The 26,474-nt window shown below is 58.7% G+C and carries 26 protein-coding genes and 1 riboswitch; of the genes, 12 read left to right on the forward strand and 14 right to left on the reverse strand.

Going from position 1 to position 26,474, the window contains the following annotated elements; genetic code table 11:
• The first annotated feature begins 146 nt into the window (after window positions 1-146).
• The 5 genes from cecR to AM329_RS10105 are packed head-to-tail and all read left to right on the forward strand — an operon-like array spanning window position 147 to window position 5,787.
• Window positions 147-824, forward strand: a complete 678-nt coding sequence (gene cecR / locus AM329_RS10085; protein WP_003858489.1) for a transcriptional regulator CecR — start codon at window positions 147-149, stop codon at window positions 822-824.
• Entirely contained in the window at window positions 821-1,816 is a 996-nt protein-coding gene (gene hlyD / locus AM329_RS10090) for a secretion protein HlyD (protein WP_023315672.1), read from the forward strand. The genes cecR and hlyD overlap by 4 nt, the downstream gene beginning before the upstream one ends.
• Window positions 1,809-3,548, forward strand: a complete 1,740-nt coding sequence (locus AM329_RS10095) for an ATP-binding cassette domain-containing protein (protein ID WP_032608898.1) — start codon at window positions 1,809-1,811, stop codon at window positions 3,546-3,548. The genes hlyD and AM329_RS10095 overlap by 8 nt, the downstream gene beginning before the upstream one ends.
• A complete protein-coding gene (locus AM329_RS10100) occupies window positions 3,538-4,671 on the forward strand; it encodes an ABC transporter permease (RefSeq protein WP_023324348.1) in 1,134 nt (377 codons plus the stop codon). Before AM329_RS10095 ends, AM329_RS10100 begins: the two co-directional genes overlap by 11 nt.
• A gap of 9 nt (window positions 4,672-4,680) precedes the next feature.
• The gene (locus AM329_RS10105) at window positions 4,681-5,787 is read left to right on the forward strand and encodes an ABC transporter permease (protein ID WP_022647506.1); all 1,107 of its coding nucleotides are present in this window, start codon (window positions 4,681-4,683) and stop codon (window positions 5,785-5,787) included.
• Here the strand turns inward: AM329_RS10105 and AM329_RS10110 are convergent.
• Window positions 5,749-6,159: a YbhQ family protein gene (locus AM329_RS10110; protein WP_003858499.1), complete on the reverse strand. Its 411-nt coding sequence runs from the start codon at window positions 6,157-6,159 to the stop codon at window positions 5,749-5,751. The genes AM329_RS10105 and AM329_RS10110 overlap by 39 nt on opposite strands.
• 133 nt (window positions 6,160-6,292) lie before the next feature.
• Here AM329_RS10110 and AM329_RS10115 point away from each other — a divergent pair, with 133 nt between their 5' ends.
• From AM329_RS10115 to AM329_RS10125, 3 genes are read left to right on the forward strand one after another with little or no spacing between them, the layout of a single operon-like run.
• Window positions 6,293-7,054 carry an endonuclease/exonuclease/phosphatase family protein gene (locus AM329_RS10115; RefSeq protein WP_023315668.1) on the forward strand — a complete coding sequence of 254 codons (762 nt, stop codon included), beginning with the start codon at window positions 6,293-6,295 and terminating at the stop codon, window positions 7,052-7,054.
• On the forward strand, window positions 7,051-8,289 hold the full coding sequence (gene clsB, locus AM329_RS10120) for a cardiolipin synthase ClsB (protein ID WP_003858503.1): 1,239 nt from the start codon (window positions 7,051-7,053) through the stop codon (window positions 8,287-8,289). Before AM329_RS10115 ends, clsB begins: the two co-directional genes overlap by 4 nt.
• On the forward strand, window positions 8,289-9,251 hold the full coding sequence (locus tag AM329_RS10125; protein WP_032608897.1) for a YbhN family protein: 963 nt from the start codon (window positions 8,289-8,291) through the stop codon (window positions 9,249-9,251). Before clsB ends, AM329_RS10125 begins: the two co-directional genes overlap by 1 nt.
• 94 nt (window positions 9,252-9,345) lie before the next feature.
• Here the strand turns inward: AM329_RS10125 and AM329_RS10130 are convergent, their stop codons facing one another.
• From AM329_RS10130 to moaA, 6 genes are all read right to left on the reverse strand, one after another.
• Window positions 9,346-10,053: a Bax inhibitor-1/YccA family protein gene (locus AM329_RS10130; RefSeq protein WP_003858508.1), complete on the reverse strand. Its 708-nt coding sequence runs from the start codon at window positions 10,051-10,053 to the stop codon at window positions 9,346-9,348.
• 58 nt (window positions 10,054-10,111) lie between these two features.
• Window positions 10,112-10,564, reverse strand: a complete 453-nt coding sequence (gene moaE, locus AM329_RS10135) for a molybdopterin synthase catalytic subunit MoaE (protein WP_003858509.1) — start codon at window positions 10,562-10,564, stop codon at window positions 10,112-10,114.
• A gap of 1 nt (window position 10,565) precedes the next feature.
• Window positions 10,566-10,811: a molybdopterin synthase sulfur carrier subunit gene (moaD, locus tag AM329_RS10140; protein ID WP_003858510.1), complete on the reverse strand. Its 246-nt coding sequence runs from the start codon at window positions 10,809-10,811 to the stop codon at window positions 10,566-10,568.
• Window positions 10,804-11,289, reverse strand: coding sequence for a cyclic pyranopterin monophosphate synthase MoaC (gene moaC / locus AM329_RS10145; protein WP_003858511.1), 486 nt, complete (start codon window positions 11,287-11,289; stop codon window positions 10,804-10,806). The genes moaD and moaC overlap by 8 nt, the downstream gene beginning before the upstream one ends.
• Before the next feature lie 3 nt (window positions 11,290-11,292).
• Window positions 11,293-11,805 carry a molybdenum cofactor biosynthesis protein B gene (moaB, locus tag AM329_RS10150; protein WP_003858514.1) on the reverse strand — a complete coding sequence of 171 codons (513 nt, stop codon included), beginning with the start codon at window positions 11,803-11,805 and terminating at the stop codon, window positions 11,293-11,295.
• 24 nt (window positions 11,806-11,829) lie between these two features.
• Window positions 11,830-12,819 carry a GTP 3',8-cyclase MoaA gene (gene moaA / locus AM329_RS10155; RefSeq protein WP_003858516.1) on the reverse strand — a complete coding sequence of 330 codons (990 nt, stop codon included), beginning with the start codon at window positions 12,817-12,819 and terminating at the stop codon, window positions 11,830-11,832.
• Window positions 12,807-12,940, reverse strand: a riboswitch (molybdenum cofactor riboswitch). Its footprint overlaps the gene before it by 13 nt.
• Before the next feature lie 226 nt (window positions 12,941-13,166).
• Here moaA and yvcK point away from each other — a divergent pair.
• Window positions 13,167-14,075 carry a uridine diphosphate-N-acetylglucosamine-binding protein YvcK gene (gene yvcK, locus AM329_RS10160; protein ID WP_023299636.1) on the forward strand — a complete coding sequence of 303 codons (909 nt, stop codon included), beginning with the start codon at window positions 13,167-13,169 and terminating at the stop codon, window positions 14,073-14,075.
• A gap of 79 nt (window positions 14,076-14,154) precedes the next feature.
• Here yvcK and uvrB read toward each other — a convergent pair whose 3' ends face one another.
• Window positions 14,155-16,170: an excinuclease ABC subunit UvrB gene (gene uvrB / locus AM329_RS10165; protein WP_003858519.1), complete on the reverse strand. Its 2,016-nt coding sequence runs from the start codon at window positions 16,168-16,170 to the stop codon at window positions 14,155-14,157.
• 749 nt (window positions 16,171-16,919) lie between these two features.
• Between uvrB and AM329_RS10175 the strand changes: the two genes are divergently transcribed.
• A complete protein-coding gene (locus AM329_RS10175) occupies window positions 16,920-17,642 on the forward strand; it encodes an ABC transporter ATP-binding protein (RefSeq protein ID WP_003858522.1) in 723 nt (240 codons plus the stop codon).
• Here AM329_RS10175 and bioD read toward each other — a convergent pair.
• From bioD to bioB, 4 genes are read right to left on the reverse strand one after another with little or no spacing between them, the layout of a single operon-like run.
• A complete protein-coding gene (gene bioD, locus AM329_RS10180; protein WP_003858523.1) occupies window positions 17,605-18,306 on the reverse strand; it encodes a dethiobiotin synthase in 702 nt (233 codons plus the stop codon). The genes AM329_RS10175 and bioD overlap by 38 nt on opposite strands.
• Window positions 18,299-19,054, reverse strand: coding sequence for a malonyl-ACP O-methyltransferase BioC (gene bioC, locus AM329_RS10185; RefSeq protein WP_032608895.1), 756 nt, complete (start codon window positions 19,052-19,054; stop codon window positions 18,299-18,301). Before bioC ends, bioD begins: the two co-directional genes overlap by 8 nt.
• A complete protein-coding gene (bioF, locus tag AM329_RS10190; RefSeq protein WP_032608892.1) occupies window positions 19,038-20,195 on the reverse strand; it encodes an 8-amino-7-oxononanoate synthase in 1,158 nt (385 codons plus the stop codon). The genes bioC and bioF overlap by 17 nt, the downstream gene beginning before the upstream one ends.
• Window positions 20,192-21,232, reverse strand: a complete 1,041-nt coding sequence (gene bioB, locus AM329_RS10195) for a biotin synthase BioB (protein WP_003858529.1) — start codon at window positions 21,230-21,232, stop codon at window positions 20,192-20,194. Before bioB ends, bioF begins: the two co-directional genes overlap by 4 nt.
• Before the next feature lie 68 nt (window positions 21,233-21,300).
• Here bioB and bioA point away from each other — a divergent pair, with 68 nt between their 5' ends.
• Complete coding sequence (gene bioA, locus AM329_RS10200) at window positions 21,301-22,608, forward strand: adenosylmethionine--8-amino-7-oxononanoate transaminase (protein ID WP_022650638.1); 1,308 nt, start codon at window positions 21,301-21,303, stop codon at window positions 22,606-22,608.
• Window positions 22,609-22,655: 47 nt separating this feature from the next.
• A complete protein-coding gene (locus tag AM329_RS10205; protein ID WP_003858531.1) occupies window positions 22,656-23,132 on the forward strand; it encodes a kinase inhibitor in 477 nt (158 codons plus the stop codon).
• Window positions 23,133-23,198: 66 nt separating this feature from the next.
• Here the strand turns inward: AM329_RS10205 and hutH are convergent, their stop codons facing one another.
• Complete coding sequence (hutH, locus tag AM329_RS10210; RefSeq protein ID WP_032608890.1) at window positions 23,199-24,719, reverse strand: histidine ammonia-lyase; 1,521 nt, start codon at window positions 24,717-24,719, stop codon at window positions 23,199-23,201.
• Window positions 24,716-26,404, reverse strand: coding sequence for a urocanate hydratase (gene hutU / locus AM329_RS10215; protein ID WP_003858533.1), 1,689 nt, complete (start codon window positions 26,402-26,404; stop codon window positions 24,716-24,718). The genes hutH and hutU overlap by 4 nt, the downstream gene beginning before the upstream one ends.
• Between the last annotated feature and the right edge of the window lie 70 nt (window positions 26,405-26,474).

Below are 26,474 nucleotides of genomic sequence, written 5' to 3' on the forward strand. Positions count from 1 at the left end.
AGAAGGACAAAAACCACAATGTCGCGAAGGTGCGGAGTGTAGCAGCTTTTGTGACGTGGCGCATAAAATATCCCCGGCGATGACTCGACGTTTGCGCAAATCAGGCATAATCTTAATCAATCGATTGATTAATTTTTAATGCTGCTATGAATACAACCCCAACGACAACCAAAGGCGAACAGGCGAAAAGTCAGCTTATCGCCGCCGCGCTGGCGCAGTTTGGCGAGTATGGTCTGCATGCCACCACGCGGGATATCGCCGCTCAGGCCGGGCAGAATATTGCGGCCATCACCTACTATTTTGGCTCAAAAGAGGATTTATACCTCGCCTGCGCCCAGTGGATCGCGGATTTTATCGGCACCAGCTTTCGCCCGCACGTGGAAGAAGCCACCGCGCTGTTCAGCCAGCCAGAGCCTGACCGGGCTGCCATCCGCCAGCTGATCCTTAACGCCTGTCACAACATGATCCGCCTGCTGACGCACGACGATACGCTGAACCTGAGCAAATTTATCTCCCGCGAGCAGCTCTCCCCCACTGCCGCGTACCAGCTGGTGCACGATCAGGTGATCGCCCCGATGCACAGCCATCTGACCCGGCTGATCGCCGCCTATACCGGACGGGACGCGAGCGATACCGACACCATTTTGCATACCCACGCCCTGCTGGGCGAAGTGCTCGCCTTCCGTCTGGGGCGTGAGACCATCCTGTTACGTACGGGCTGGACACAATTCGATGAGGATAAAGCCGCGCAAATTAGCCAGGTCATTACCTGTCACGTTGATCTGATCCTGCAAGGCTTAACGCAAAGGAGCCAGAAGTCATGAAAAAACCTGTCGCCATCATTCTGGTGGTTGTTGTCTTGCTTGCCGCGGGAACAGGCGGCTGGCTGTGGTATCAGAGCCAGCAGGATCGTGGCCTGACGCTGTATGGCAACGTGGATATCCGCACCGTCAACATGAGCTTCCGCGTTGGCGGACGGCTGGCCTCGCTGAACGTTGACGAAGGCGATGCCATCAAAGCCGGGCAGACGCTGGGGATGCTGGACAAAGCCCCGTTTGAGAACGCGCTGATGCAGGCAAAAGCAGGCGTCTCCGTCGCACAGGCGCAATACGACCTGATGCTGGCGGGCTATCGTGACGAAGAGATCTCCCAGGCGGCCGCTGCCGTTAAGCAGGCAAAAGCCGCCTATGACTATGCGCAGAATTTTTATAACCGTCAGCAAGGCTTATGGAAAAGCCGTACTATTTCCGCCAACGACCTGGAAAATGCGCGCTCATCCCGCGACCAGGCACAGGCGACGCTGAAATCTGCCCAGGATAAGCTAAGCCAGTACCGCACCGGTAACCGTGCGCAGGACATTGCCCAGGCGAAGGCCAGCCTTGAGCAGGCGCAGGCGCAGTTAGCCCAGGCGGAGCTGGATCTGCACGACACCACGTTAATCGCCCCGTCTGACGGCACGCTGATGACCCGCGCCGTGGAGCCGGGCAGCATGCTCAGCGCGGGCAGCACCGTGTTAACGCTCTCCTTAACCCGTCCGGTGTGGGTGCGCGCTTACATTGATGAGCCGAATCTTGGCCAGATGCAGCCGGGCCGCGAACTGCTGCTCTATACCGACGGTCGCCCGGACAAGCCGTATCACGGCAAAGTGGGCTTCGTCTCTCCTACCGCCGAGTTCACGCCAAAAACCGTTGAAACCCCGGACCTGCGTACCGACCTGGTGTATCGCCTGCGCATCATCGTCACCGATGCGGACGACGCGCTGCGTCAGGGCATGCCTGTTACCGTGACCTTAAACGACGGGGAACGACATGAATGACGCGGTTATCCAGCTCAACAATCTGGTCAAACGCTTCCCGGGAATGGCTAAACCGGCGGTCGCACCGCTGAATTGTACGATTCAGAAAGGCTATGTGACCGGGCTGGTGGGGCCGGACGGCGCGGGTAAAACCACGCTGATGCGGATGCTGGCGGGATTGCTGAAGCCGGATGAAGGCAGTGCCAGCGTGCTTGGCCTCGATCCGATCAAAGACGACGCGGCGCTCCACGGCATACTCGGCTATATGCCGCAGAAGTTTGGTCTGTACGAAGATCTGACGGTAATGGAAAACCTCAACCTGTACGCCGACCTGCGCAGCGTCACCGGCGAAACCCGGGAGAAAACCTTCGCCCGCCTGCTGGAATTTACCTCGCTCGGCCCGTTCACCGACCGGCTGGCGGGCAAGCTCTCCGGCGGGATGAAGCAGAAACTGGGGCTGGCCTGCACGCTGGTGGGCGAACCGAAGGTGCTGTTGCTGGATGAACCCGGCGTCGGCGTGGACCCGATTTCCCGCCGTGAACTGTGGCAGATGGTGCACGAGCTGGCGGGTGACGGCATGCTGATCCTCTGGAGTACCTCATACCTTGATGAAGCAGAACAGTGCCGCGACGTGCTGCTGATGAATGAAGGCGAACTGCTCTATCAGGGCGAACCCACCGAGCTGACGCAAACCATGGCCGGGCGAAGTTTTCTGCTGCACAGCGCGCAGGAATCCAACCGCACGCTGCTGCAACGGGTGCTGAAGCTGCCCCAGGTGAGCGACGGGATGATTCAGGGCCGTTCGGTGCGCGTGATCCTCAAAAAAGAGGCCACCGCCGACGATATCCGGCGTGCGCAGGGGATGCCTGAGATCGACATGACAGAGACCGCGCCGCGCTTTGAAGATGCGTTTATCGATCTGCTGGGCGGGGCGGGAACCTCAGAATCACCGCTTGGCGCCATTCTGCACACGGTGGAAGGTACGCCGGGCGAAACGGTCATTGAAGCGAAATCGCTCACCAAAAAATTCGGCGATTTCGCCGCCACCGATAACGTCAATTTTGCCGTGAAGCGCGGCGAGATATTTGGCCTGCTCGGGCCGAACGGCGCAGGAAAATCCACCACCTTTAAAATGATGTGCGGTCTGCTGGTACCGACGTCCGGCAAAGCGCTGGTGCTGAACATGGATCTCAAAGTCAGCTCCGGCAAGGCGCGCCAGCACCTGGGCTATATGGCGCAGAAGTTTTCGCTCTACGGCAACCTGACGGTGGAGCAAAATCTGCGATTTTTCTCCGGCGTCTATGGCCTGCGGGGACGGGCGCAGAACCAGAAGATCGGCCGCATGTGCGACGCCTTCGGCCTGACCGATATCGCCTCGCAGGCGACCGACGCGCTGCCGCTTGGCTTCAAACAGCGGCTGGCGCTGGCCTGCTCGTTGATGCACGAGCCGGATATCCTGTTTCTTGATGAACCTACGTCAGGCGTGGACCCCCTCACCCGCCGTGAATTCTGGTTGCATATCAATAGCATGGTGGAAAAAGGCGTGACCGTGATGGTCACCACCCACTTTATGGACGAGGCGGAGTATTGCGACCGTATCGGGCTGGTCTATCGCGGCAAGCTGATTGCCCACGGCACGCCGGATGACCTGAAAGCGCAGGCCGCCGACGACGCGCAGCCAGACCCGACCATGGAGCAGGCGTTTATCACCCTCATTCACGACTGGGATAAGGAGAATACTCATGCGCAGTAACGCCCTCTCCTGGCGCCGGGTGCGCGCCCTGTGCGTCAAAGAGACGCGGCAGATTGTGCGCGACCCCAGCAGCTGGCTGATTGCGGTGGTGATCCCCCTGCTGCTGCTGTTTATTTTCGGCTACGGGATTAACCTCGATTCCAGCAAGCTGCGGGTCGGGATTTTGCTGGAGCAGCAGAGCGAAGAGGCGCTGGACTTTACCCACGCCATGACCGGCTCGCCCTACATCGATGCCACCATCAGCGACAGCCGGCAGGAATTGATCCAGAAAATGCAGGCCGGGAAAATTCGCGGCCTGATCGTCATTCCGGTGGATTTCGCGGCCAACATGGCGCGTCCGGGCGCCGATGCGCCGATCCAGGTGATTACCGACGGCAGCGAGCCGAACACCGCGAACTTTGTGCAGGGCTACGCGGAGGGGATCTGGCAGCTCTGGCAGATGCAGCGCGCCGAGGACCGGGGGGAAAAGTTTGAACCGCTGATTGACGTGCAGACACGCTACTGGTTTAACCCCGCCGCCATCAGCCAGCACTTTATTATTCCGGGCGCGGTAACGATTATTATGACGGTGATCGGCGCGATTCTGACCTCGCTGGTGATCGCCCGCGAATGGGAGCGCGGCACCATGGAGGCGCTGCTCTCGACCGAAGTGACGCGCGTCGAGCTGCTGCTCTGCAAGCTGATCCCCTACTACTTCCTCGGCATGCTGGCGATGCTGCTCTGCATGCTGGTGTCCGTCTTTATCCTCGGCGTGCCGTACCGCGGCTCGCTGGTGGTGCTGTTCTTTATCACAAGCCTGTTTTTACTCAGCACGCTGGGGATGGGGCTGCTCATCTCCACCATCACCCGCAACCAGTTTAACGCCGCGCAGGTGGCGCTGAACGCCGCTTTCCTGCCGTCAATAATGCTCTCAGGGTTTATCTTCCAGATAGACAGTATGCCTGCCGTCATCCGCGCCGTGACCTACATTATCCCGGCGCGCTACTTCGTGAGCACGCTGCAAAGCCTGTTCCTGGCGGGGAATATTCCGGTAGTGCTGATTATCAACACGCTGTTTTTAATGGCGTCGGCGGTGATGTTTATCGGGTTGACGTGGATGAAAACCAAACGGCGGTTAGATTAAGGAGCGCGCATGTTTCACCGTTTATGGACACTGATCCGCAAAGAGCTGCAATCCCTGCTGCGCGAGCCGCAGACCCGCGCCATTCTGGTGCTGCCGGTGCTGCTTCAGGTTGTACTGTTTCCGTTTGCCGCCACGCTGGAGGTCACCAACGCCACCATCGCCATTTACAACGAAGACAATGGCAAGCATTCCGTCGAGCTGACGCAGCGTTTCGCCCGCGCCAAAGCCTTTACCCATGTCCTGCTGCTGCAAAGCCCGCAGGCGATCCAGCCCACCATCGACACGCAGAAAGCATTATTGCTGGTGCGCTTCCCGGCGGATTTCTCCCGCAATCTGGATACCTTCCAGACCGCGCCGATGCAGCTGATCCTCGACGGGCGCAACTCCAACAGCGCCCAGATTGCGGCCAACTACCTCCAGCAGGTGGTTAAGGATTACCAGCAGGAGCTGATGGCGGGCAAACCCAAACCCAACAACAGCGAACTGGTGGTGCGCAACTGGTATAACCCGAATCTGGACTACAAGTGGTTTGTGGTGCCGTCGCTGATCGCCATGATCACCACCATCGGGGTGATGATCGTCACCTCGCTGTCCGTGGCACGCGAACGTGAGCAAGGTACGCTGGATCAGCTGCTGGTCTCGCCGCTCGCCACCTGGCAGATATTTGTCGGCAAGGCGGTGCCGGCACTGATTGTCGCGACGTTCCAGGCCACCATCGTGCTGGGGGTGGGAATATGGGCGTACCAGATCCCATTTGCCGGATCGCTGGCGCTGTTTTACTTCACGATGGTGATTTACGGCCTGTCGCTGGTGGGGTTTGGGCTGCTGATTTCCGCGCTATGCTCAACGCAGCAGCAGGCGTTTATTGGGGTGTTTGTCTTTATGATGCCGGCGATTTTGCTTTCTGGGTACGTTTCGCCAGTGGAGAACATGCCGGTGTGGTTACAGGATTTGACGTGGATAAACCCGATTCGTCACTTCACGGATATCACCAAGCAAATCTATCTGAAGGATGCGAGTCTGGATATTGTGTGGGGAAGTTTGTGGCCGCTACTGGTCATCGCGGCCACTACGGGCTCAGTGGCCTATGCGATGTTTAGACGAAACATCGCGTAGCTTTTTCTCTTTGGTGAGCAACGACACCACCGCGGGTCCTGCGAGGATAGCCAGACCCGCCAGGGCCAGCAGCAGGTTGTTTTGCAGCACGCGTGACAACAGCCACAGGACGATCATTGCCGCACCAAAATACCAGGTGGTGGTGAGCTCTTCGAGCACATCTCCCACTTCGCGCCAGCGCGCGTCGTGATGACGCTGTAAAAACAGCATCGACAGCACGGTCACGCCGTAAACCACGCATAACCCTAAGCCAACACGCACCAGCGTGCCGCTCATCCAGCCCATCACCAGTACGGCCACGACCAGTAAATGCAACATTATCTGCCAGCAACTCAAACCGGTTGCGACACGAACGCGTTGTTGCCACTTCATGGCTTCTCTCCTGAAGGATTTTTCTCTGCTAATTCAGACTACCGCACTTTACGGAAAATTCCGTAACGCCGCATCTTTTTGTGACGCCTACTACACTTTATTTTCATCGGGATAGTCACCCAGGAAGGTGTTTATGAGCAAAAAAACGCAGCATTTCTCGCTTAAGGTGCTGACGATAAACATTCATAAGGGCTTCACAGCATTTAACCGCCGCTTCATTTTACCGGAGCTGCGCGACGCGGTGCGCACCGTCAGCGCCGATATTGTCTGCCTCCAGGAGGTCATGGGCGCGCATGAAGTGCACCCGATGCATTTCGAAAACTGGCCCGACACGCCCCACTACGAGTTTCTGGCGGATACCATGTGGAGCGATTACGCCTACGGGCGCAATGCGGTCTACCCGGAGGGGCATCACGGTAACGCGGTGCTGTCGCGTTTTCCTATCGAGCATTATGAGAACCGGGACGTCTCCGTTGGCGAGAGTGAAAAACGCGGGCTGTTATACTGTCGTATCACCCCCCCAGAGCTCGATTTTCCCATTCATGTAGGCTGTGTTCATCTTGGCCTGCGTGAAGCCCACCGTCAGGCCCAGCTACAGATGCTGGCAGACTGGACAAATGCGCTGCCGGAGGGCGAGCCCGTGGTGGTGGCCGGTGATTTCAACGACTGGCGACAGCGTGCCAACCATCCGCTGAAGGTGAATGCGGGGCTGGAGGAGATTTTTACCCGCGCACGCGGTCGTCCCGCGCGAACGTTTCCGGTGCGCTTCCCCCTGCTGCGCCTTGACCGCATCTACGTAAAAAATGCCCACGCCAGTAGCCCGACGGCGCTGGCCTTGCTCAACTGGCGACATCTCTCCGACCATGCCCCACTCAGCGCGGAGATCCACTTATGAAATGCACATGGCAGGAAGGTAACCGTATTACGCTGCTGGAAAATGGCGATAACTATTATCCGGCGGTTTTTGAGGCGATTAGCCACGCACAGCAGAAAGTCTTTCTGGAAACGTTTATCTGGTTTGAAGATGACGTGGGCAGGCAGTTGCATAGCGCACTGCTGCATGCCGCTCGTCGCGGTATAAAAATCGAGGTCCTGCTCGACGGATATGGTTCGCCGGATCTCAGCGACGAATTTGTTAACGAGCTCACCGCCGCAGGGGTGGTGTTCCGCTATTACGATCCCGGCCCGCGTCTGTTCGGCATGCGCACCAACCTGTTCCGCCGTATGCACCGCAAAATTGTGGTGGTGGATGAAACGGTGGCCTTCGTGGGCGGCATTAACTACTCCGCCGAGCATATGTCGGATTACGGTCCCGAAGCGAAACAGGACTACGCGATCCGTATCGAAGGGCCGGTAGTGCAGGACATCCAGCTGTTCGTGCTGGAAAACTTACCCGGCAAGGAGGCCGTCCGCCGCTGGTGGCGACGCCGTCACCGCCCGGAGGAGAACCGCAAGCCCGGCGAGGCGCAGGCCCTGTTCGTCTGGCGTGATAACGAGGAGCATCGGGACGATATCGAGCGTCATTACCTGAAGATGCTGGCGAACGCGAAGCGCGAGGTGATTATCGCCAACGCCTATTTCTTCCCCGGTTACCGGATTTTGCATGCCATGCGCAACGCGGCCCGACGCGGCGTGAGCGTGAAGCTTATCGTGCAGGGTGAGCCCGATATGCCGATTGTGAAGGTGGGCGCGCGTCTGCTCTATCGCTATCTGGTCAAAAGCGGCGTGCAGATCTATGAATATCGCCGCCGCCCGCTGCACGGCAAAGTCGCCGTGATGGATGACCACTGGGCGACCGTCGGCTCCAGCAACCTTGATCCGCTGAGCTTATCGCTGAATCTGGAAGCGAACCTCATCATCCACGATCGCCAGTTTAATCACACCCTGCGCGATAACCTTCAGGGTCTTATTAATAAAGACTGCGTGCGTGTGGATGAGTCCATGGTGCCGAAACGGAGCTGGTGGAACGTGGGCATCGGCGTGGTGGTGTTCCACTTCCTGCGCCACTTCCCGGCCATGGTGGGCTGGCTGCCCGCGCATACGCCGAAACTGGCGCTGGTGGATCCGCCTGTGCAACCCGAAATGGAAACCCAGGACCGCGTAGAGGCGGAAGATGGAGGGAAAACCTGATGTCGAAATCTCATCCTCGCTGGCGGCTGGCGAAAAAAATCCTGACCTGGCTGTTCTTTATTGCCGTCGCGGTACTGCTGGTGGTGTATGCCCAGAAGGTGGACTGGGAAGAGGTGTGGAAAGTTATTCGCAACTACAACCGGACAGTCCTGCTGGGTGCCGTTGGGCTGGTGATTGTGAGCTACCTGATGTACGGCTGCTATGACCTGCTGGGACGCGCCTACTGCGGGCATAAGCTTGCCAAACGGCAGGTTATGCTGGTGTCATTCATCTGCTACGCCTTTAACCTGACGCTGAGCACCTGGGTGGGCGGGATTGGTATGCGCTATCGCCTGTACTCCCGCCTTGGCTTACCGGGCGGCACCATTACGCGTATTTTCTCCTTAAGCATCACCACCAACTGGCTGGGGTATATTCTGCTGGGCGGGGTGATTTTCACCATCGGCGTGGTGCAGCTGCCTGCGCACTGGTACATCGATGAGGCCACTCTGGGCATTCTGGGCATCGTACTGCTGCTGATCATCGCGGCCTACCTGTGGGCCTGCGCCTTTGCCAAACGTCGTCACATGACCATTAAAGGCCAGAAGCTGGTGCTGCCGTCATGGAAGTTTGCCGTCCTGCAAATGGTGGTTTCCAGCGCCAACTGGATGGCGATGGGGGCCATTATCTGGCTGTTAATTGGCGAAGATGTGAATTACTTCTTCGTGCTGGGCGTGTTGCTGGTAAGCAGTATTGCCGGGGTGATTGTGCATATTCCGGCGGGTATTGGCGTACTGGAAGCGGTGTTTATCGCGCTGCTTGCGGGGGAGCATGTGTCTCACGGGACGATTATCGCCGCCCTGCTCGCGTACCGCATGATCTACTACTTCCTGCCGCTGGCGCTGGCAACGGTCTGTTATCTGGTGCTGGAGAGTCGGGCCAAGAAGCTGCGCGCGAAGAACGAGAAGGCAATGGCAAAATAAAAGCAAAACGGCAACTTCGTTGCCGTTTTTAGGGTTTGTTCCCTCTCCCTGTGGGAGAGGGTCAGGGTGAGGGCATCAGACAGCGCCACCCTCACTAACGACGGTTGCCGAAGATACGCAGCAGCATCAGGAACAGGTTGATGAAGTCCAGATAAAGCGTCAACGCGCCCAGAATCGAGTATTTGCGCAGGTTTGAACTGTCACGAACATCAATTTGCTCACCGATGTTTTTCAGCTTCTGGGTGTCGTAGGCGGTTAAGCCCACGAAGATCACCACCCCGATATAGGTCACCGCCCACATCAGCGCGTCACTTTTCAGCCACAGGTTCACCAGCGACGCCAGCACAATCCCAATCAGCCCCATAAACAGCATGTTGCCGAAGCCGCTCAGGTCACGTTTGGTGGTGTAACCGTACAGGCTCATCACACCGAACATCCCGCCGGTCACCACAAAGGTGCTGGCGATGGAGGAGTAGGTGTAAACGATGAAAATACTGGAAAGCGTCAGCCCGGTCAGCGCCGAATAGAGCATAAACAGCGTGGTCGCCATACCCGAGCTGAGCTTGTGCACCAGCCCGGAGAGCACAAATACCAGCGCCAGTTGCGCAATAATCAGCCCAAAGAAGGTGATTTTGCTGGAGAAGATAAACATCATCAGTTCAGGCGTGTTTGCCGCATACCACGCGATAAACGCGGTAAGCAGCAGGCCAACCGTCATCCAGCCATATACCTGAGCCATGTAGGTTTGCAGCCCGCTACGGGTCTGCTGAACTATCGAATCGGAACGCGGAAATCGGTCCATGATTCACTCCTGATTAAGTAAACACACACGTTAAGACTAACACATCCACGTAAACCTGTTACCAACGGCTGGCGGCATGCTTATCGCTGTCGCGTGATTCCACCCAGCGCTCACCTTCCGGCGTCGCTTCACGTTTCCAGAACGGCGCTTTGGTTTTAAGATAATCCATGATGAACTCCCCCGCCGCAAACGCACTCCCGCGATGGGCGCTGGTGACGCCGACAAACACAATCTCTTCGCCGGGCCACATTTCGCCGATGCGATGGATAACCGTAACGCGTCCCAGCGGCCAGCGGCCTCGCGCCTCTTCGACAATGGCCGCCAGTGATTTTTCGGTCATCCCCGGATAGTGCTCCAGCGTCAGCGCTTTTACGCTGTCGCCGAGGTTGTGGTTACGCACTTTTCCGGTAAACGTCACGACCGCGCCGTCTTCATCGCGCTCTGCCAGCCAGCTGTATTCGGTACCGACGCTAAAGCGCTCAGGGCCGACCAGAATTCGGGTTTCCGTCATCTTAACCCCCTGTGACCGGCGGGAAGAAGGCCACTTCGTCCCCATCGGCCAGCGGGTGGGTCAACTCCACCAGCGTCTGATTCACGGCGGCCAGCAGTTTGCCTTCATCCAGCGCCAGCGCCCAACGGTCGCCTTGCGCCGCCAGATGCGCGCGCAGGGCGGCGACGTTTTCGAAAGAGCCGTCCAGCGTCAGGCTGTCGGTATTGACCAGCTCACGGACCTGGGCAAAAAAAAGCACCTTAATCATGGCTTTCTACCTTAAAATCGCCGGATTTGCCGCCGCTTTTTGCCAACAGACGCACCGGGCCAATCACCATATCTTTCTGCACCGCTTTACACATGTCGTAGATGGTCAGCGCCGCCACGGAGGCCGCCGTCAACGCCTCCATCTCCACGCCGGTTTTCCCGGTTAAGCGGCACAAGGACTCGATACGCACGCGATTATGCGCCGGCTGCGCCTGCAAATTTACCTCCACTTTGCTGAGCATCAGCGGATGGCAGAGCGGGATGAGGTCCCAGGTACGTTTAGCGGCCTGAATACCAGCGATACGGGCGGTGGCAAACACATCACCCTTGTGATGGCTGCCGTCGATAATCATCGCCAGCGTCTCCGGCAGCATGGTGATGAACGCTTCAGCACGCGCCTCGCGCACCGTTTCGGCTTTGGCGGAGACATCCACCATATGCGCTTCGCCAGCGGCGTTTATGTGGGTCAGTTGTGACATAGCTTATTTCTTTAAATGGGGATGGAAATTACACGGACGGGTACGAGCATCCAGCTGCGGGGCAATAATGTTTTCCCACGCGGTGCGGCAGGCTTTGGTCGACCCCGGCATGGCGAAGATCAGCGTCTTGTTCGCCACCCCCGCGACAGCACGGGACTGAAGCGTAGAGGTACCAATCTCTTCAAACGAGAGCATGCGGAACACTTCGCCGAAGCCTTCCACTTCGCGATCGAACAGCGGGAGCAGCGCTTCCGGCGCCTGGTCGCCTGCGGTAAAGCCGGTGCCGCCAGTGATCAGCACCACCTGGACGTCATCGTTCGCAATCCACTGTGAGACCTGAGCGCGAATGGCGTAACGGTTTTCTTTGACGATCGCTTTATCAACAATCTGGTGTCCGGCTTCGTGTGCCGCCTCGCGCAGCCAGTGGCCGGAGGTATCATCCTCTTCACCACGACGTTCGGAAACGGTAAGAATAGCAATGCGTGTCGGGATAAATTCCGCGCTTACTTGACTCATCTTCTGGTTCCTTCTAAAGCCTGATTACCCGCCGATATAGGACAGGTTCTGAGTAATGCCGGTGTTGCCCTGATGCAGGAAATGGGTCTGCTTTTTGTGCGTCAGCGCCTCGGAAATGCGTGCTTCAAGCGCGTCCTGTTGAGCGTCATCTTCCAGCAAATCGCGCAGATCGACGCCGCCATCCCCGAACAGGCAAAGATGGAGCTTGCCAACGGAGGAGACACGCAGGCGGTTGCAGCTGGCACAGAAGTCTTTTTCATAGGGCATGATCAGGCCGATTTCGCCTTCATAATCCGGATGACAAAAAACCTGCGCCGGGCCATCGCTGCGCTGGCGGATCTGGTGGATCCAGCCGCGTTTCAGCAGTTCATCGCGCAACACCATGCCGGAAATATGGTGACGGCGGAACAGCTCGCTGCCCTCGCCCGTTTCCATCAGCTCGATAAAACGCAGTTGAATGGGACGGGATTTAATCCACGCCAGGAAGGTGTCCAACTGATGGTGGTTTACGTCGCGCATCAGCACCGTGTTGACTTTGACTTTTTCGAACCCGGCGGTAAACGCCGCATCGATGCCGTCCATCACCTGGCGGAACTTGTCCTGACCGGTAATGGCGTGAAACTGCCGGGCATCAAGGCTGTCCACGCTGACGTTGATCGCCGTCAGCCCCGCATCGCGCCAGTACGCCACGTCACGCGCCATGCGGTAACCGTTGGTGGTCACCGCGATCTGGCGGATACGTTCGTTTTCACGCACGGCGGCAATAATGTCAGGGAAATCACGACGCAGGGAGGGCTCTCCCCCGGTAAGACGCACTTTTTCCGTGCCGAGTTCCGAGAACGCACGCGTAACGCGGCGTACTTCATCCACGGAGAGAAAGCCATTATTGGTGACGCTGCCCGGCTTGTAGCCATCGGGCAGGCAGTAGGTGCAACGGAAGTTGCACACATCGGTAATCGACAGACGCAAGTAGTAAAACTTACGCGCGAAAGCATCAGTAAGTTGTGAAGCCATGTACACCTTTCCAGATCGGGAGGCACAGTCATTTCTTTCTGTACCCTGGTGGCAAATCCGCCACGGCCAGGGCGCCATATCTCTCGACACAGGCGCCAGGGCTAGAGTGTATGTTTTCAGTTTTGAAAACGTGGTTATGGCGATAGTAGCGTGGAAATCGCCACTTCGCCATTGTCGCTTTTCGCTATATAAATTTATACATAACGATGTTATCGTGCATTTTCACTACAGAATACGCAAAAACAGCGCTTTCGCATTGATATACGTCATTATGGATTGTGAGAGGCATCGTCTTTTAGGAGTAGTTGCGTTACTGTGACGCAAGCTTAACAGGATAAGGAATAGGTATGCGCAATCGCACTTTTGCGGATCTGGACCGCGTGGTCGCTCTTGGCGGAGGTCACGGGCTGGGACGGGTTATGTCGTCGTTATCGTCACTGGGCTCACGCCTGACGGGCATCGTGACAACAACGGACAACGGCGGCTCAACCGGGCGGATCCGACGTGCTGAAGGCGGGATAGCCTGGGGCGACATGCGCAACTGCCTCAACCAGCTCATCACTGAGCCAAGCGTGGCCTCGGCGATGTTTGAGTACCGTTTTGGCGGGAATGGCGAACTTTCAGGCCATAACCTTGGAAATCTGATGTTAAAGGCGCTGGATCACCTGAGCGTGCGCCCTCTGGAAGCGATCAATTTAATTCGTAACCTGCTAAAAGTGGATGCGTTCCTGATCCCAATGTCCGAACAGCCGGTAGATTTGATGGCGATCGATGCTGACGATCACGAAGTGTATGGTGAAGTGAATATCGACCAGCTTCTTCTGCCGCCAAAAGAGCTGATGACCTACCCCAGCGTACCCGCAACGCGTGAAGCGGTAGAAGCGATTGGCGAGGCCGATCTGATCCTGATTGGGCCGGGAAGTTTTTACACCAGCCTGATGCCGATCCTGCTGGTGAAAGAGCTGGCGCAGGCGCTGCGCAGAACGCCTGCGCCCATGGTCTATATCGGTAATTTAGGCCGCGAACTCAGCCCGGCGGCGGCAAGCCTGTCGCTGGCGGATAAGCTGGACCTGATGGAACAGTACGTTGGTAAGAAAATTATCGATGGTGTCGTGGTCGGACCGAAAGTGGATGTATCAGGGATTGGCGATCGCGTGGTGGTACAGGAACCGCTGGAAGCCAGCGATATTAAATATCGCCACGACCGCCATCTGCTACGCGAGGCGCTGGAGAAGGCGATTCAGGCATTAGGCTAGGTTCGTTTTGTGCGGCCTGATGCCCTCACCCCGGCCCTCTCCCACAGGGAGAGGGAGAAAACGCCACCGGGCAAAAAATTCACGATGCCGCAATAAACAGATCCCGCAGCTGATGCAGCTGATCGCGGATTTGCGCAGCCTCTTCGAACTCCAGGTTCTGCGCATGCTGCATCATCTGCCCTTCCAGCTCGTGGATCTTCTGCTGCAACGCTTTCGGCGTCAGCGCGACGGTATCCTCTTCCACAACTGAACGGGCCTTGCCGCGGCCTTTCGCTTTGGTCTTCGCAATGTTCTGACCCAGCGCCAGGATATCCACCACCTTCTTGTTCAGCCCCTGCGGCGTGATGCCGTGCTCTTCGTTATAGCGCTGCTGCTTCTCGCGACGACGTTCCGTTTCGCCAATCGCTTTGGCCATCGACGGGGTGATTTTATCCCCGTACAGGATCGCCTTCCCGTTGACGTTACGCGCGGCGCGGCCAATGGTCTGGATCAGCGAGCGCTCGGAACGCAGGAAGCCCTCTTTGTCCGCGTCCAGAATCGCCACCAGCGACACCTCAGGCATATCCAGCCCTTCTCGCAGAAGGTTAATCCCTACCAGCACGTCGAACTCACCCAGACGCAGATCGCGGATGATCTCCATACGCTCCACGGTATCGATATCCGAGTGCAGATACCGCACCTTCTCACCGTGTTCTTCCAGATACTCCGTCAAATCTTCCGCCATACGTTTGGTGAGCGTGGTAACCAGCACGCGCTCGTTGATGGCGGAACGGGCACGTATTTCCGAGAGCAGATCGTCCACCTGCGTCGCCACCGGACGCACCTCGATAATCGGATCCAGCAGCCCGGTCGGACGCACCACCTGGTCCACCACGTCATCACCGGATTTTTCCAGCTCGTAGTTGCCCGGCGTCGCCGATACGTAGATGGTCTGCGGAGCAAGCGCCTCAAATTCTTCAAACTTCATCGGACGGTTGTCCAGCGCTGACGGCAGTCGGAACCCGTACTCAACCAGCGTCTCTTTACGCGCGCGGTCACCGCGGTACATCCCGCCGATCTGGGGGATCGTAACGTGTGATTCGTCGATCACCAGCAGGCCGTCCGCCGGAAGGTAGTCAAACAGCGTCGGCGGCGCTTCGCCCGGCCCGCGCCCGGATAGGTAGCGCGAGTAGTTTTCGATGCCGGAGCAGTAGCCCAGCTCGTTCATCATCTCCAGATCGAACTGGGTACGCTGGCTCAGGCGTTGCTCTTCCAGCAGCTTATTGTTCGCCAGCAGCACCTTGCGGCGGTCCGCCAGCTCAATTTTGATCTCTTCCATCGCCTGCACGATACGCTCGCGTGGCGTCACGTAGTGCGTTTTCGGGTAGATGGTGAAGCGCTGGATCACCGACTCGACGTGACCGGTCAACGGATCGAACAGCGACAGGCGTTCAACCTCTTCGTCGAACAGCTCCACGCGCAGCGCCATGTCGTCCGATTCCGCCGGGAAGATATCAATCACCTCGCCACGCACGCGGAAGGTCCCGCGCTGGAACGCCTGATCGTTACGGGTGTACTGCAACTCCGCCAGACGGCGCAAAATCGCCCGCTGATCGATGATCATCCCCTGCGTCAGGTGCAGCATCATCTTGAGATAGAGATCCGGATCGCCCAGGCCGTAGATCGCCGACACCGAGGCCACCACCACCACATCACGACGCTCCAGCAGCGCCTTGGTCGCCGACAAACGCATCTGCTCGATATGTTCGTTCACCGAGGCATCTTTCTCGATAAACGTGTCGGAGCTGGGAACGTAGGCTTCCGGCTGGTAGTAGTCGTAGTAGGAGACGAAATACTCCACCGCGTTTTCCGGGAAGAACTCTTTCATCTCACCATACAGCTGCGCCGCCAGCGTTTTGTTCGGCGCGAGGACCATCGTCGGACGCTGGAGATCGGCAATGACGTTGGCAATGGTAAAGGTTTTGCCCGAACCGGTAACCCCCAGCAGGGTCTGGTGCGCCAGCCCGTCCTCCAGCCCCTCTTCCAGGCGACGAATAGCCTCGGGCTGATCCCCGGAAGGACGGAAAGCAGAATTCAGTTTAAACGGTTTACTCATGGGCGACGACCTGATGACAGAATAAGCGGCAGGTGAGTAATTTTACTCGTTGTGGCCAGGATTGCCAGTAAAAAACACTGGATGAAAAACCAGTAGCGTGTCAGGATATTTAGCGTAGCGCAGAGAGGATTAGAGCGTTCGCGAGCCAAATTTCGACTGTGACAAAATAAAACACCAGCCTCAGGGGGTTATCCCCAGAACTATTACTTTTTTAACATTTGTCAAGGGCGGTTATGAAAGTTTTATGGCAACAGGTGTCGCTGGCGTTGAGGGAATTGCTTTTATCTAATTCGTTAAAAAATAAAGACTAATTTATTAAGCCGCGTTTCCCATCAATTTGGTCGTAACCCGCGTATTCTCTCGCTTATCGCGTGTTTTCTAACTCTAATGCACAAGGTTATCCACAGGAATAGTGGATAACTGCCTCCAGCCCGTACAGCATGCACTTCAGCAAATTCCCGGTTTTTCCCACGAAGCGGCAGTAAAAAATTTTTATCACTCTTTTTTGCCTGGAAAACGTTCATTTTTTCATAAGCAACTGGCGAGATCTTAATCACAATTCTGTCATTTCTCCTGCACCACGATTCGACATACGCGGCACCGGGAATGTGCATTTCGTATAAACGTACTGCTTTTGATAGTGAGTTATTCCTAAAAATGGCCTTTTTTTAATCATTATGAAGTTCCTGGCAGGCGTTTTGCAGACATCACTCTGTGCATCACCCCCACACATTTTTAAGGAGAGAAAGATGTTGAGTCTGCGTGCTGTAAATCAGTTTTACGGAAGCCAACATACGCTATGGAACGTGAATATCGATTTCCCGCAAGGCATCTGTACGGGCATTGTTGGCCTGCCTGGCATGGGTAAATCCACGCTCATGAACTGCATTACCGGAAAGGTGCCCGTTGAGAGCGGCACCATCATCTGGCATGAGGCTGGCGCGCCGCCGCGTAATTTGCTCAGCCCTGCGTCAGCATTCACGGCGCCGCCGACGATAGGCTACGTCCCGCAGGATCGGCGGATATTTTCCCAGCTGACCGTCGATGAAAATCTGCATATCGCTATGCGGGCGACAGGGAAACCTGACCCGACATCAAAAAGTGACGTGTATGCCCTGTTTCCGGAGCTCTATCCGCTGCGACAGAGCCGTGCCTCTTCGCTGTCCCCTGACGACCAGTATCAGCTGGCCCTCGCCAGTGCGCTGGTTAATCGCCCGCGCGTGTTGATTCTGGATGAGCCCATGCATGGCGCAGGGCACGGTTTCGCGCGCAGGCTGGGGCAGCTGCTGGTGCGGCTGAATCGGGAGCTGGGAATGACGGTGCTGTTAGCTGAGCAACAGCTGTCGTTTATCCGCCGGGTAGCGGATCGTTTCTGCATGCTCTATCGCGGGCGTAACGTGGCACAGGGCCACGTTAACGAGCTGGATGACGACCTTATTGCGCACTGGATGGCGCGGGACATAAGGCGCTAAGGTCAAGATAGCGTCCGGTTTCCGCCTGCTCTGCGCCGTCGGCAAGCCACGGGATCTCGCCGAGAAACGGCGCAGGCAGCCCCCGCTTCAGCGTCGCCAGATACTCAGCATGACGTTTACCCGGCGCAACCACGTCATTGGCAATCCACCCTGCCAGACGCAACCCGGCCTGCTGCACGGCCTGAGCGGTCAGCATGGCGTGATTGATACAGCCAAGCTTCACGCCGACCACCAGAATGACAGGAAGCTGCTCGGCCTGCACCCAGTCAGCAAATGTCTGCTCGTCGGACAGCGGGGTAAACCAGCCGCCAGCCCCCTCCACCAGCACCCAGTCGGCCTGCGTTTCCAGGTCGCGTAACCCGGAAGAGAGCACCGAAAAATCAATCGGACGATCTTCATCGGCGCTGACGATGTGCGGCGAGGTGGGTTCAGCAAAGGTATAGGGGTTCACCGCAGAATAGGCCAGCGCAAGGCTGCTATTACGCTGTAGCGCCAGCGCATCGGTATTGCGTAAGCCTTCCGGCGTCATCTCGCTGCCGGAGGCTACGGGCTTATACCCGGCAGTTGTTTTCCCCAGCAGACGCGCCGCCTGCAACAGCGCGGCGCTGGCAACCGTTTTACCGACTTCAGTGTCCGTGCCGGTAACAAAATAACGTTCAGTCACGTTCAATAATCCCATGAAAAAGATGATAAGAGAGCGGGAACCGGCCCCGCTCCTGCGGCCAGGCCAGCTCGAGACGCTGGAGTTGTCCGCGGGTAAGGGGTTTCTTCTCCCGTCCGGCGTGCAGGTGCGTCGCGCCTATGCCCTTAAGCGATCGCATGGCGCTTAACGCATCGCTAAATTCGAGGGTGACGGTCTGGACCACGCTGCGATAGCGCCAGCCTGCCAGCGCCTGAGTGACCTGTTCGTGCGAGAGAAACCGGTTGGCATGAGGCTGTGCATCCACTGCCCTCCACGCCTGATTCAGCTCCGGCAACGAACTTTCCAGCAGGGTGGTAAAGGCCACCGCTCCGCCGGGCCGCGCCACGCGGTATAACTCGCGTAGGGCCTGCGGCAGGCTGGCGCACCACTGCACCGCCAGATGGCTCCAGACGAGGTCAAACAGCGCATCCTCCAGCGGGATGGCCTCGATATCGGCCACCAGATAACGGTCTGCTGACTGCTGCTGGCGGGCTTCATCCAGCATCTGCGCGGATAAATCCAGCGCCGTGACGTGGCTACCTGTTGCGCGCCAGTAACGGCTATTGCCGCCTGGCCCGCAGCCTGCGTCGAGCACCTGCGCAAAACGCCCGTCACCGAGCGCGGCCAGCAGCCCGCGGGCGCTCAGGCGTTGCAGCTCATCGTGCTGTGAATAGCTTTGCGCTGCCCGGCCAAACGCGGCGGCAACGGCCTGTTTATTGACGAGAGACATACAGTGCCTCCAGAAGCGTATCGATATCCTGCGGCTCATGCGCTGCCGTGAGCGTCAGACGCAAGCGCGCGGTGCCTGGTGGCACGGTGGGTGGGCGGATCGCCGTGACCCACTGCCCGCGTTCTCGTAGCGCCTGTGCCAGCATCAGCGCCCGATGGTTTTCACCCACAATTACGGGCTGAATGGCGCTGTGCGAGTCGGTAAGCCGGTAAGACAGCTCGCTTATCCCCCGGCGAAAACGCTGAATATGGTCGGCCAGGCGCGCCCGGCGTTCAGCGCCGTCTTCGCCGCGGATCACCGCAAGCGACGCAGAGAGCGCCACGGCCTGCGCCGGGGGCATGCTGGTGCTGTAGATCAGGTGACGGGCGAACTGCACCAGGTAATCGGCCACCGGCTCGCTGCACAACACCGCGGCGCCGCTGACGCCGAAGCCTTTGCCGAAGGTGACCACCAGCAGTTCCGGCCTGACGCGTTGCTGGTGCGCGCTTCCGCGCCCCTCCTCGCCGGTCACGCCAATGCCGTGGGCATCGTCGACCAGCAGCCAGGCGTTCTGCTGTTTTGCGACGTCATGCAAGGTGGCAAGGGGCGCGCTGTCGCCGTCCATGCTGAATACCCCTTCCGTCACCGCCAGCTGAAGCCCAGAACAGGGTTTACCCAGCAGAACGTTCAGCTGAGAGGCATTGTTATGGGCAAAACGCCGCAGCTGCGCCGGGCTGAGACTGGCCGCTTCAAGCAGAGACGCGTGGCTCAGGCGGTCCGCGACGATGCGGTCATCTTTGCCCATCAGGGCGGCAATCACCGCCTGATTCGCGGCAAAACCGGAGATAAACAGCAGCGCCCGCGGGTAGCCCAGCCAGTCGGCCAGCTCTTCCTCCAGCGCCTGATGCGCCGTGGTGTAGCCGCTGACGTGCCCGGAGCCGCCGCTGCCCACGCCGTAACGATCCGCGCCCTGCTGCCAGGCGCGAACGATCTGCGGGTGCTGGCTCAGTCCCAGATAATCGTTGCTGGAGAAATTACAGAACCGCTCTCCTTCCCGGGTGAGAAAACGGCCTGCACCGTTTTCCACTACCCTGCGCACCCGAAACGCATCCGCCGCCCGCCGCTCGTCGAGCGCGGTCCTGATACGTGCCTGCCAGGTCATACGGCTGCCGCGTTGTAGAACTGGTCGGTGTCGGCGTTAAAAATCTGCTGCTCCAGCTGCTGCTGTTGCTCGTTATCCCCCACCTGTACCCCGGTCTGGTGTGGGTTCAGCCCCAGCTTGCGGAACAGCTGGACATCTTTGTCCTCTTCCGGGTTTGGCGTGGTCAGCAGTTTGCAGCCGTAGAAGATGGAGTTGGCCCCGGCCATGAAGCACATCGCCTGGGTCTGCTCGCTCATCTGCTCACGACCGGCAGAGAGGCGAACGTAAGAGGTCGGCATCATGATGCGCGCCACCGCGATGGTGCGGATGAAATCGAAGGCATCCACGTCCTCGTTATCCGCCAGCGGCGTGCCTTTTACCTTCACCAGCATGTTGATGGGCACGCTTTCCGGCGGGGTCGGCAGGTTTGCCAGCTGTAACAGCAGGCCGGCACGATCTTTTACCGTCTCGCCCAGTCCCACGATCCCGCCGGAACAGACCTTGATCCCCGCATCACGCACTTTATCCAGCGTGTCCAGACGCTCCTGATAGGTACGCGTGGTGATGATGTTGCCGTAGAACTCCGGCGAGGTATCAAGGTTGTGGTTGTAGTAATCCAGCCCCGCCGCCGAGAGACGCTGCGCCTGCTCCTCGTTCAGCGTACCCAGGGTCATGCAGGCTTCAAGCCCCATCTCCTTCACCCCCTTCACCATCTGCTCCAGATAGGGCATGTCGCGGTCATGCGGATTTTTCCACGCCGCGCCCATGCAGAAGCGGGTCGAGCCAGCGTTTTTGGCCTTGCGCGCGGAGTCGAGCACCTGCTCCACTTCCATCAGGCGCTCGGATTCGAGACCGGTTTTATAGCGCGCGCTTTGCGGGCAATATTTGCAGTCTTCCGGGCAAGCCCCGGTTTTGATCGACAGCAGCGTGCTGACCTGAACATGACGCGGATCGAAGTGCTGGCGGTGCACCTGTTGCGCCTCAAACATCAGCTCCAGGAAAGGTTTATTGAATAATTCAGTGACTTGCGACATCGTCCAGCGTGCGTGGTGAGCCATCGGGCTTCTCCAAAGGGTTTTGTTAATTGTCGGTTCGGTTTATACTTGTAAACCTAAAACTTTTCAAAATGGTTTACAAGTCGATTATGACCCAGGACGATCTCGCCTTCGACAAGCAGCATATCTGGCACCCTTACACCTCCACGACCCGCCCCCTTCCCGTCTATCCGGTAGCCTCTGCCCACGGCTGCGAGCTGCATCTCGCCAGCGGCGAGCGGCTTGTTGACGGGATGTCCTCCTGGTGGGCGGCGATCCATGGCTACAACCACCCGCGTCTGAACGCGGCGATGAAAGCGCAGATTGACCAGATGTCACACGTGATGTTTGGCGGGATCACACATCAGCCCGCGGTGGATTTATGCCGTCGCCTGGTAGCGATGACGCCTGAATCGCTGGAGTGTGTTTTCCTGGCCGACTCCGGCTCGGTGGCCGTGGAAGTGGCGATGAAAATGGCGTTGCAGTACTGGCATGCGAAGGGCGAAACGCGCCAGCGGTTCCTCACCTTCCGCAACGGCTATCACGGCGACACCTTCGGGGCGATGTCGGTGTGCGATCCGGACAACTCCATGCACAGCCTGTGGAAAGGCTACCTGCCGGAAAACCTGTTTGCGCCAGCCCCGCAGAGCCGCTTCGACGGCGAATGGGACGAGATGGACATGGTGGGCTTCGCGCGGCTGATGGCGGCCCATCGCCACGAGATTGCCGCCGTTATTCTCGAACCGATTGTGCAGGGCGCGGGCGGAATGCGGATCTATCACCCCGAGTGGCTGAAGCGCATTCGGAAGATGTGCGACCGCGAAGGAATTTTGCTGATTGCCGATGAGATCGCCACCGGCTTTGGCCGTACCGGGAAGCTGTTTGCCTGCGAGCATGCGGGGATCGCGCCGGATATTCTGTGCCTGGGGAAAGCGCTCACCGGCGGCACCATGACGCTCTCCGCCACGCTTACCACGCGCCAGGTTGCCGACACCATCAGCGACGGTGACGCGGGCTGCTTTATGCACGGCCCGACGTTTATGGGCAACCCGCTGGCCTGCGCCGTGGCAAGCGAAAGCCTCGCCATTCTGGAGAGCGGCGCGTGGCAGACGCAGGTGGCGGCGATTGAGGCGCAGCTGAAGCAGCAGTTAAGCGCGGCGGCGGAGGCGGAATACGTCGCGGACGTCCGCGTACTGGGCGCCATCGGGGTAATCGAGACAAAGCATCCGGTGAACATGGCCGCGTTGCAGCGCTTCTTCGTTGACCAGGGCGTGTGGGTGCGACCTTTCGGTAAGCTGATTTACCTCATGCCGCCGTACAGCATTTCTGCGGATCAGCTCCGCAAGCTGACCGGGGCAGTGGTTGAAGCCGTTAACACTTCAGCGCATTTCGCGATTTAACCCCATGCGTTACACTTTCTGAATGAGTGAGTAACGAGGAAAATCGGATGAAAATCATCAGTAAAGATTTGCGCGACGGCGAAAAGCTGCCGGAACGTCACGTGTTTAACGGGATGGGTTATCAGGGGGATAATATCTCTCCCCATCTGGCGTGGGACGATGTGCCAGCGGGAACCAAAAGTTTTGTTGTGACCTGCTACGATCCGGATGCGCCAACCGGGTCGGGCTGGTGGCACTGGATCGTGGCAAACCTGCCCGCCGACACGCGCGTATTACCGCAGGGCTCCGGTTCCGATCTGGTTGCTCTGCCTGACGGTGCGATTCAGACGCGCACTGACTTTGGCAAAGCGGGCTACGGCGGCGCGGCGCCGCCAAAAGGGGAAACGCACCGCTATATCTTCACCGTGCACGCGCTGGATGTTGACAAGATTGAGGTCGACGAAGGGGCGAGCGGCGCGATGGTAGGCTTTAACGTGCATTTCCATTCGCTGGGTAGCGCGTCGATTACGGCGATGTATTCGTAATCGTGCGGGCTGATGCCCTCACCCCGGCCCTCTCCCACAGGGAGAGGGTTAGGGTGAGGGTAAAAATCACAGCACGGAAGGCAATAACCCCACCAGCCGCCCTTCTTCCAGAAGCTGCATCGCCTTATCAATATCCGGCGCAAAGAAGCGGTCGTCATCGTAGTGCGTAACGTGCTCGCGCAGCGTATGACGCGCCTGCTCCAGCAGCGGGCTGGATGTTAGCCCTTCGCGCAAATCAATACCCTGACACGCCGCCAGCCACTCCACCGCCAGCACGCCGCGGGTGTTAGAGGCCATCTCCCACAGACGACGCCCGGCAGCCGGGGCCATCGACACGTGATCTTCCTGGTTGGCTGAGGTTGGCAGGCTGTCCACGCTGTGCGGGTGCGACAGCGCCTTGTTCTCGCTTGCCAGTGCCGCGGCGGTGACCTGGGCGATCATAAAGCCCGAGTTCACGCCGCCGTTACGCACCAGGAATGGTGGCAGCTGGGACATGTGCTTATCCATCATCAGCGCGATTCGACGCTCAGACAGCGCCCCGATTTCGGCAATCGCCAGCGCGATATTATCTGCCGCCATCGCCACCGGCTCGGCGTGGAAGTTGCCGCCAGAAACCACCTCGTTTTCCTGGGCAAACACCAGCGGGTTATCGGACACCGCATTGGCCTCCACCAGCAGCACTTCTGCCGCCTGGCGCAGCTGCGTCAGGCATGCGCCCATCACCTGCGGCTGGCAGCGCAGGGAATACGGATCCTGCACCTTCTCGCAGTTGTGATGCGAATCGGCAATGTCGCTGGTATCAGTAAGTACGTGGCGGTACATGGCAGCGGCATCAATCTGACCGCGCTGGCCGCGCACCTCGTGAATACGCGCGTCGAACGGACGACGCGAGCCGAGCACCGCCTCGGTGGTCAGCGCACCGCACACCACCGCGGAGGCGAACAGATCTTCCGCTTCAAACAGGCCGCGCAGCGCGAAAGCGGTCGAGGCCTGCGTGCCGTTGAGCAGCGCCAGCCCCTCTTTTGCCGCGAGGGTAATCGGCGTTAAACCGGCTTTTTTCAGCGCCTCTTTCGCAGACAGCCACTCGCCCTGCCAGCGCGCCTGGCCTTCACCCAGCAGGAGCAGTGACATATGCGCCAGCGGCGCCAGATCGCCGGAGGCGCCGACGGAGCCCTTCGCCGGGATCCACGGATAAACTTCCGCATTGACCAGCGCCATCAGCGCCTGGATCACGCTCAGACGAATGCCGGAAAACCCACGCGCCAGGCTGTTGATTTTCAACACCATCATCAGGCGGACGATCTCATCGTCCAGCGGCTGGCCAACCCCCGCCGCGTGCGACAGCACCAGCGAACGCTGTAAATTCTCCAGATCGTGCGTGGCGATGCGGGTCTGCGCCAGCAGGCCAAACCCGGTATTGATGCCGTAGGCGGTGCGCCCCTCCGCCACAATCGCCTCCACGCAGGCCACGCTGTCGTTAATGGCACGGTGGGCGCTTTCATCAAGGGAGAGTGTCACCGGCTGACGCCAGACGTGACGCAGCTGTTTGAGCGTCAGCGAGCCGGGAGTAAGTGTTAACGCGTTCATGCAGGCTTTCCTTGTGTGGCGGGGATCATCGGCAGGTTCAGGCCCTGCTCTTTGGCACAATCAATGGCAATCTCGTAACCCGCATCCGCGTGACGCATCACGCCGGTTGCCGGGTCGTTGTGCAGCACGCGAGCGATACGCGCGGCCGCTTCATCAGTTCCGTCACAGACGATGACCATCCCGGAGTGCTGGGAGAAGCCCATCCCGACGCCGCCGCCGTGGTGCAGCGACACCCAGGTCGCGCCGCTGGCGGTGTTCAGCAGGGCATTCAGCAGCGGCCAGTCGGAGACCGCATCCGAGCCGTCGCGCATGGCTTCGGTTTCACGGTTCGGACTGGCGACAGAGCCGGAGTCCAGGTGGTCGCGGCCAATGACGATCGGCGCGGAGACTTCGCCGCTGCGCACCATTTCGTTAAAGGCGAGGCCGAGTTTTTGCCGCCACTCCAGCCCGACCCAGCAGATACGCGCCGGCAGGCCCTGGAAGTTAATGCGCTCGCGCGCCATATCCAGCCAGCGATGCAGGTGTTCGTCATCGGCGACAATCTCTTTCACTCTGGCATCGGTTTTGTAGATATCCTCCGGATCGCCGGACAGGGCAACCCAGCGGAACGGCCCAATGCCGCGGCAGAACAGAGGACGGATATAGGCGGGCACGAAGCCGGGGAAGTCAAAGGCGTTATTCACCCCCATTTCTTTCGCCATCTGGCGGATGTTATTCCCGTAATCAAAGGTCGGAATACCCATCTTACTGAAGGCCAGCATCGCGGAGACGTGTTCCGCCATGGCGCGTTTAGCCGCCAGTACCGTGCCCTCAGGATCGGTTTCCGCTTTTTGCTGGTAGTCTTCCCACGTCCAGCCTTTTGGCAGATAGCCGTGGAGCGGATCGTGAGCGCTGGTCTGGTCGGTGACCAGATCCGGACGCACGCCGCGCGCCACCAGTTCCGGCAGAATATCCGCCGCGTTGCCGCACAGGGCAACCGACACGGCTTTGCCTTCAGCGGTGTACTTTTTGATGCGCGCCAGCGCGTCATCGAGGTTGTCGGCCTGTTCATCGACATAGCGGGTACGCAGACGGAAATCGATGCGGCTCTGCTGGCACTCAATGTTCAGGGAGCACGCGCCCGCCAGCGTCGCGGCCAGCGGCTGCGCGCCGCCCATGCCGCCCAGTCCGGCGGTGAGCACCCAGCGGCCTTTCAGTGAGCCGTTATAGTGCTGACGGCCCGCTTCCACGAAGGTTTCATAGGTGCCCTGCACAATCCCCTGGCTGCCGATGTAGATCCAGCTACCGGCGGTCATCTGGCCGTACATGGCCAGCCCTTTTGCGTCCAGCTCGTTGAAGTGTTCCCACGTCGCCCAGTGCGGCACCAGGTTGGAGTTGGCAATCAGCACGCGGGGCGCATTTTTATGGGTTTTGAATACGCCAACCGGTTTGCCGGATTGCACCAGCAGCGTTTCGTCGTTTTCGAGATTCGTCAAAGACTCGACAATCGCGTCATAGCACGCCCAGTTGCGTGCGGCGCGGCCAATGCCGCCGTAGACCACCAGCTCGTGGGGATTTTCTGCTACCTCAGGATCAAGGTTGTTCATCAACATGCGCAGCGGTGCTTCGGTGAGCCAGCTTTTTGCGGTGAGCGTGGTGCCGCGCGCGGCGCGGACATCCTGCTTGCGGTATTTATCTGACGACATTGTGTGTTCCTCATAAGGGACAGATGATGCATTTAGATATACTTGTATAGACAAGCACACACAAGGTCGG

Source organism: Enterobacter cloacae complex sp. AR_0002 (assembly GCF_001922365.1).
Lineage (GTDB): Bacteria > Pseudomonadota > Gammaproteobacteria > Enterobacterales > Enterobacteriaceae > Enterobacter > Enterobacter hormaechei_C.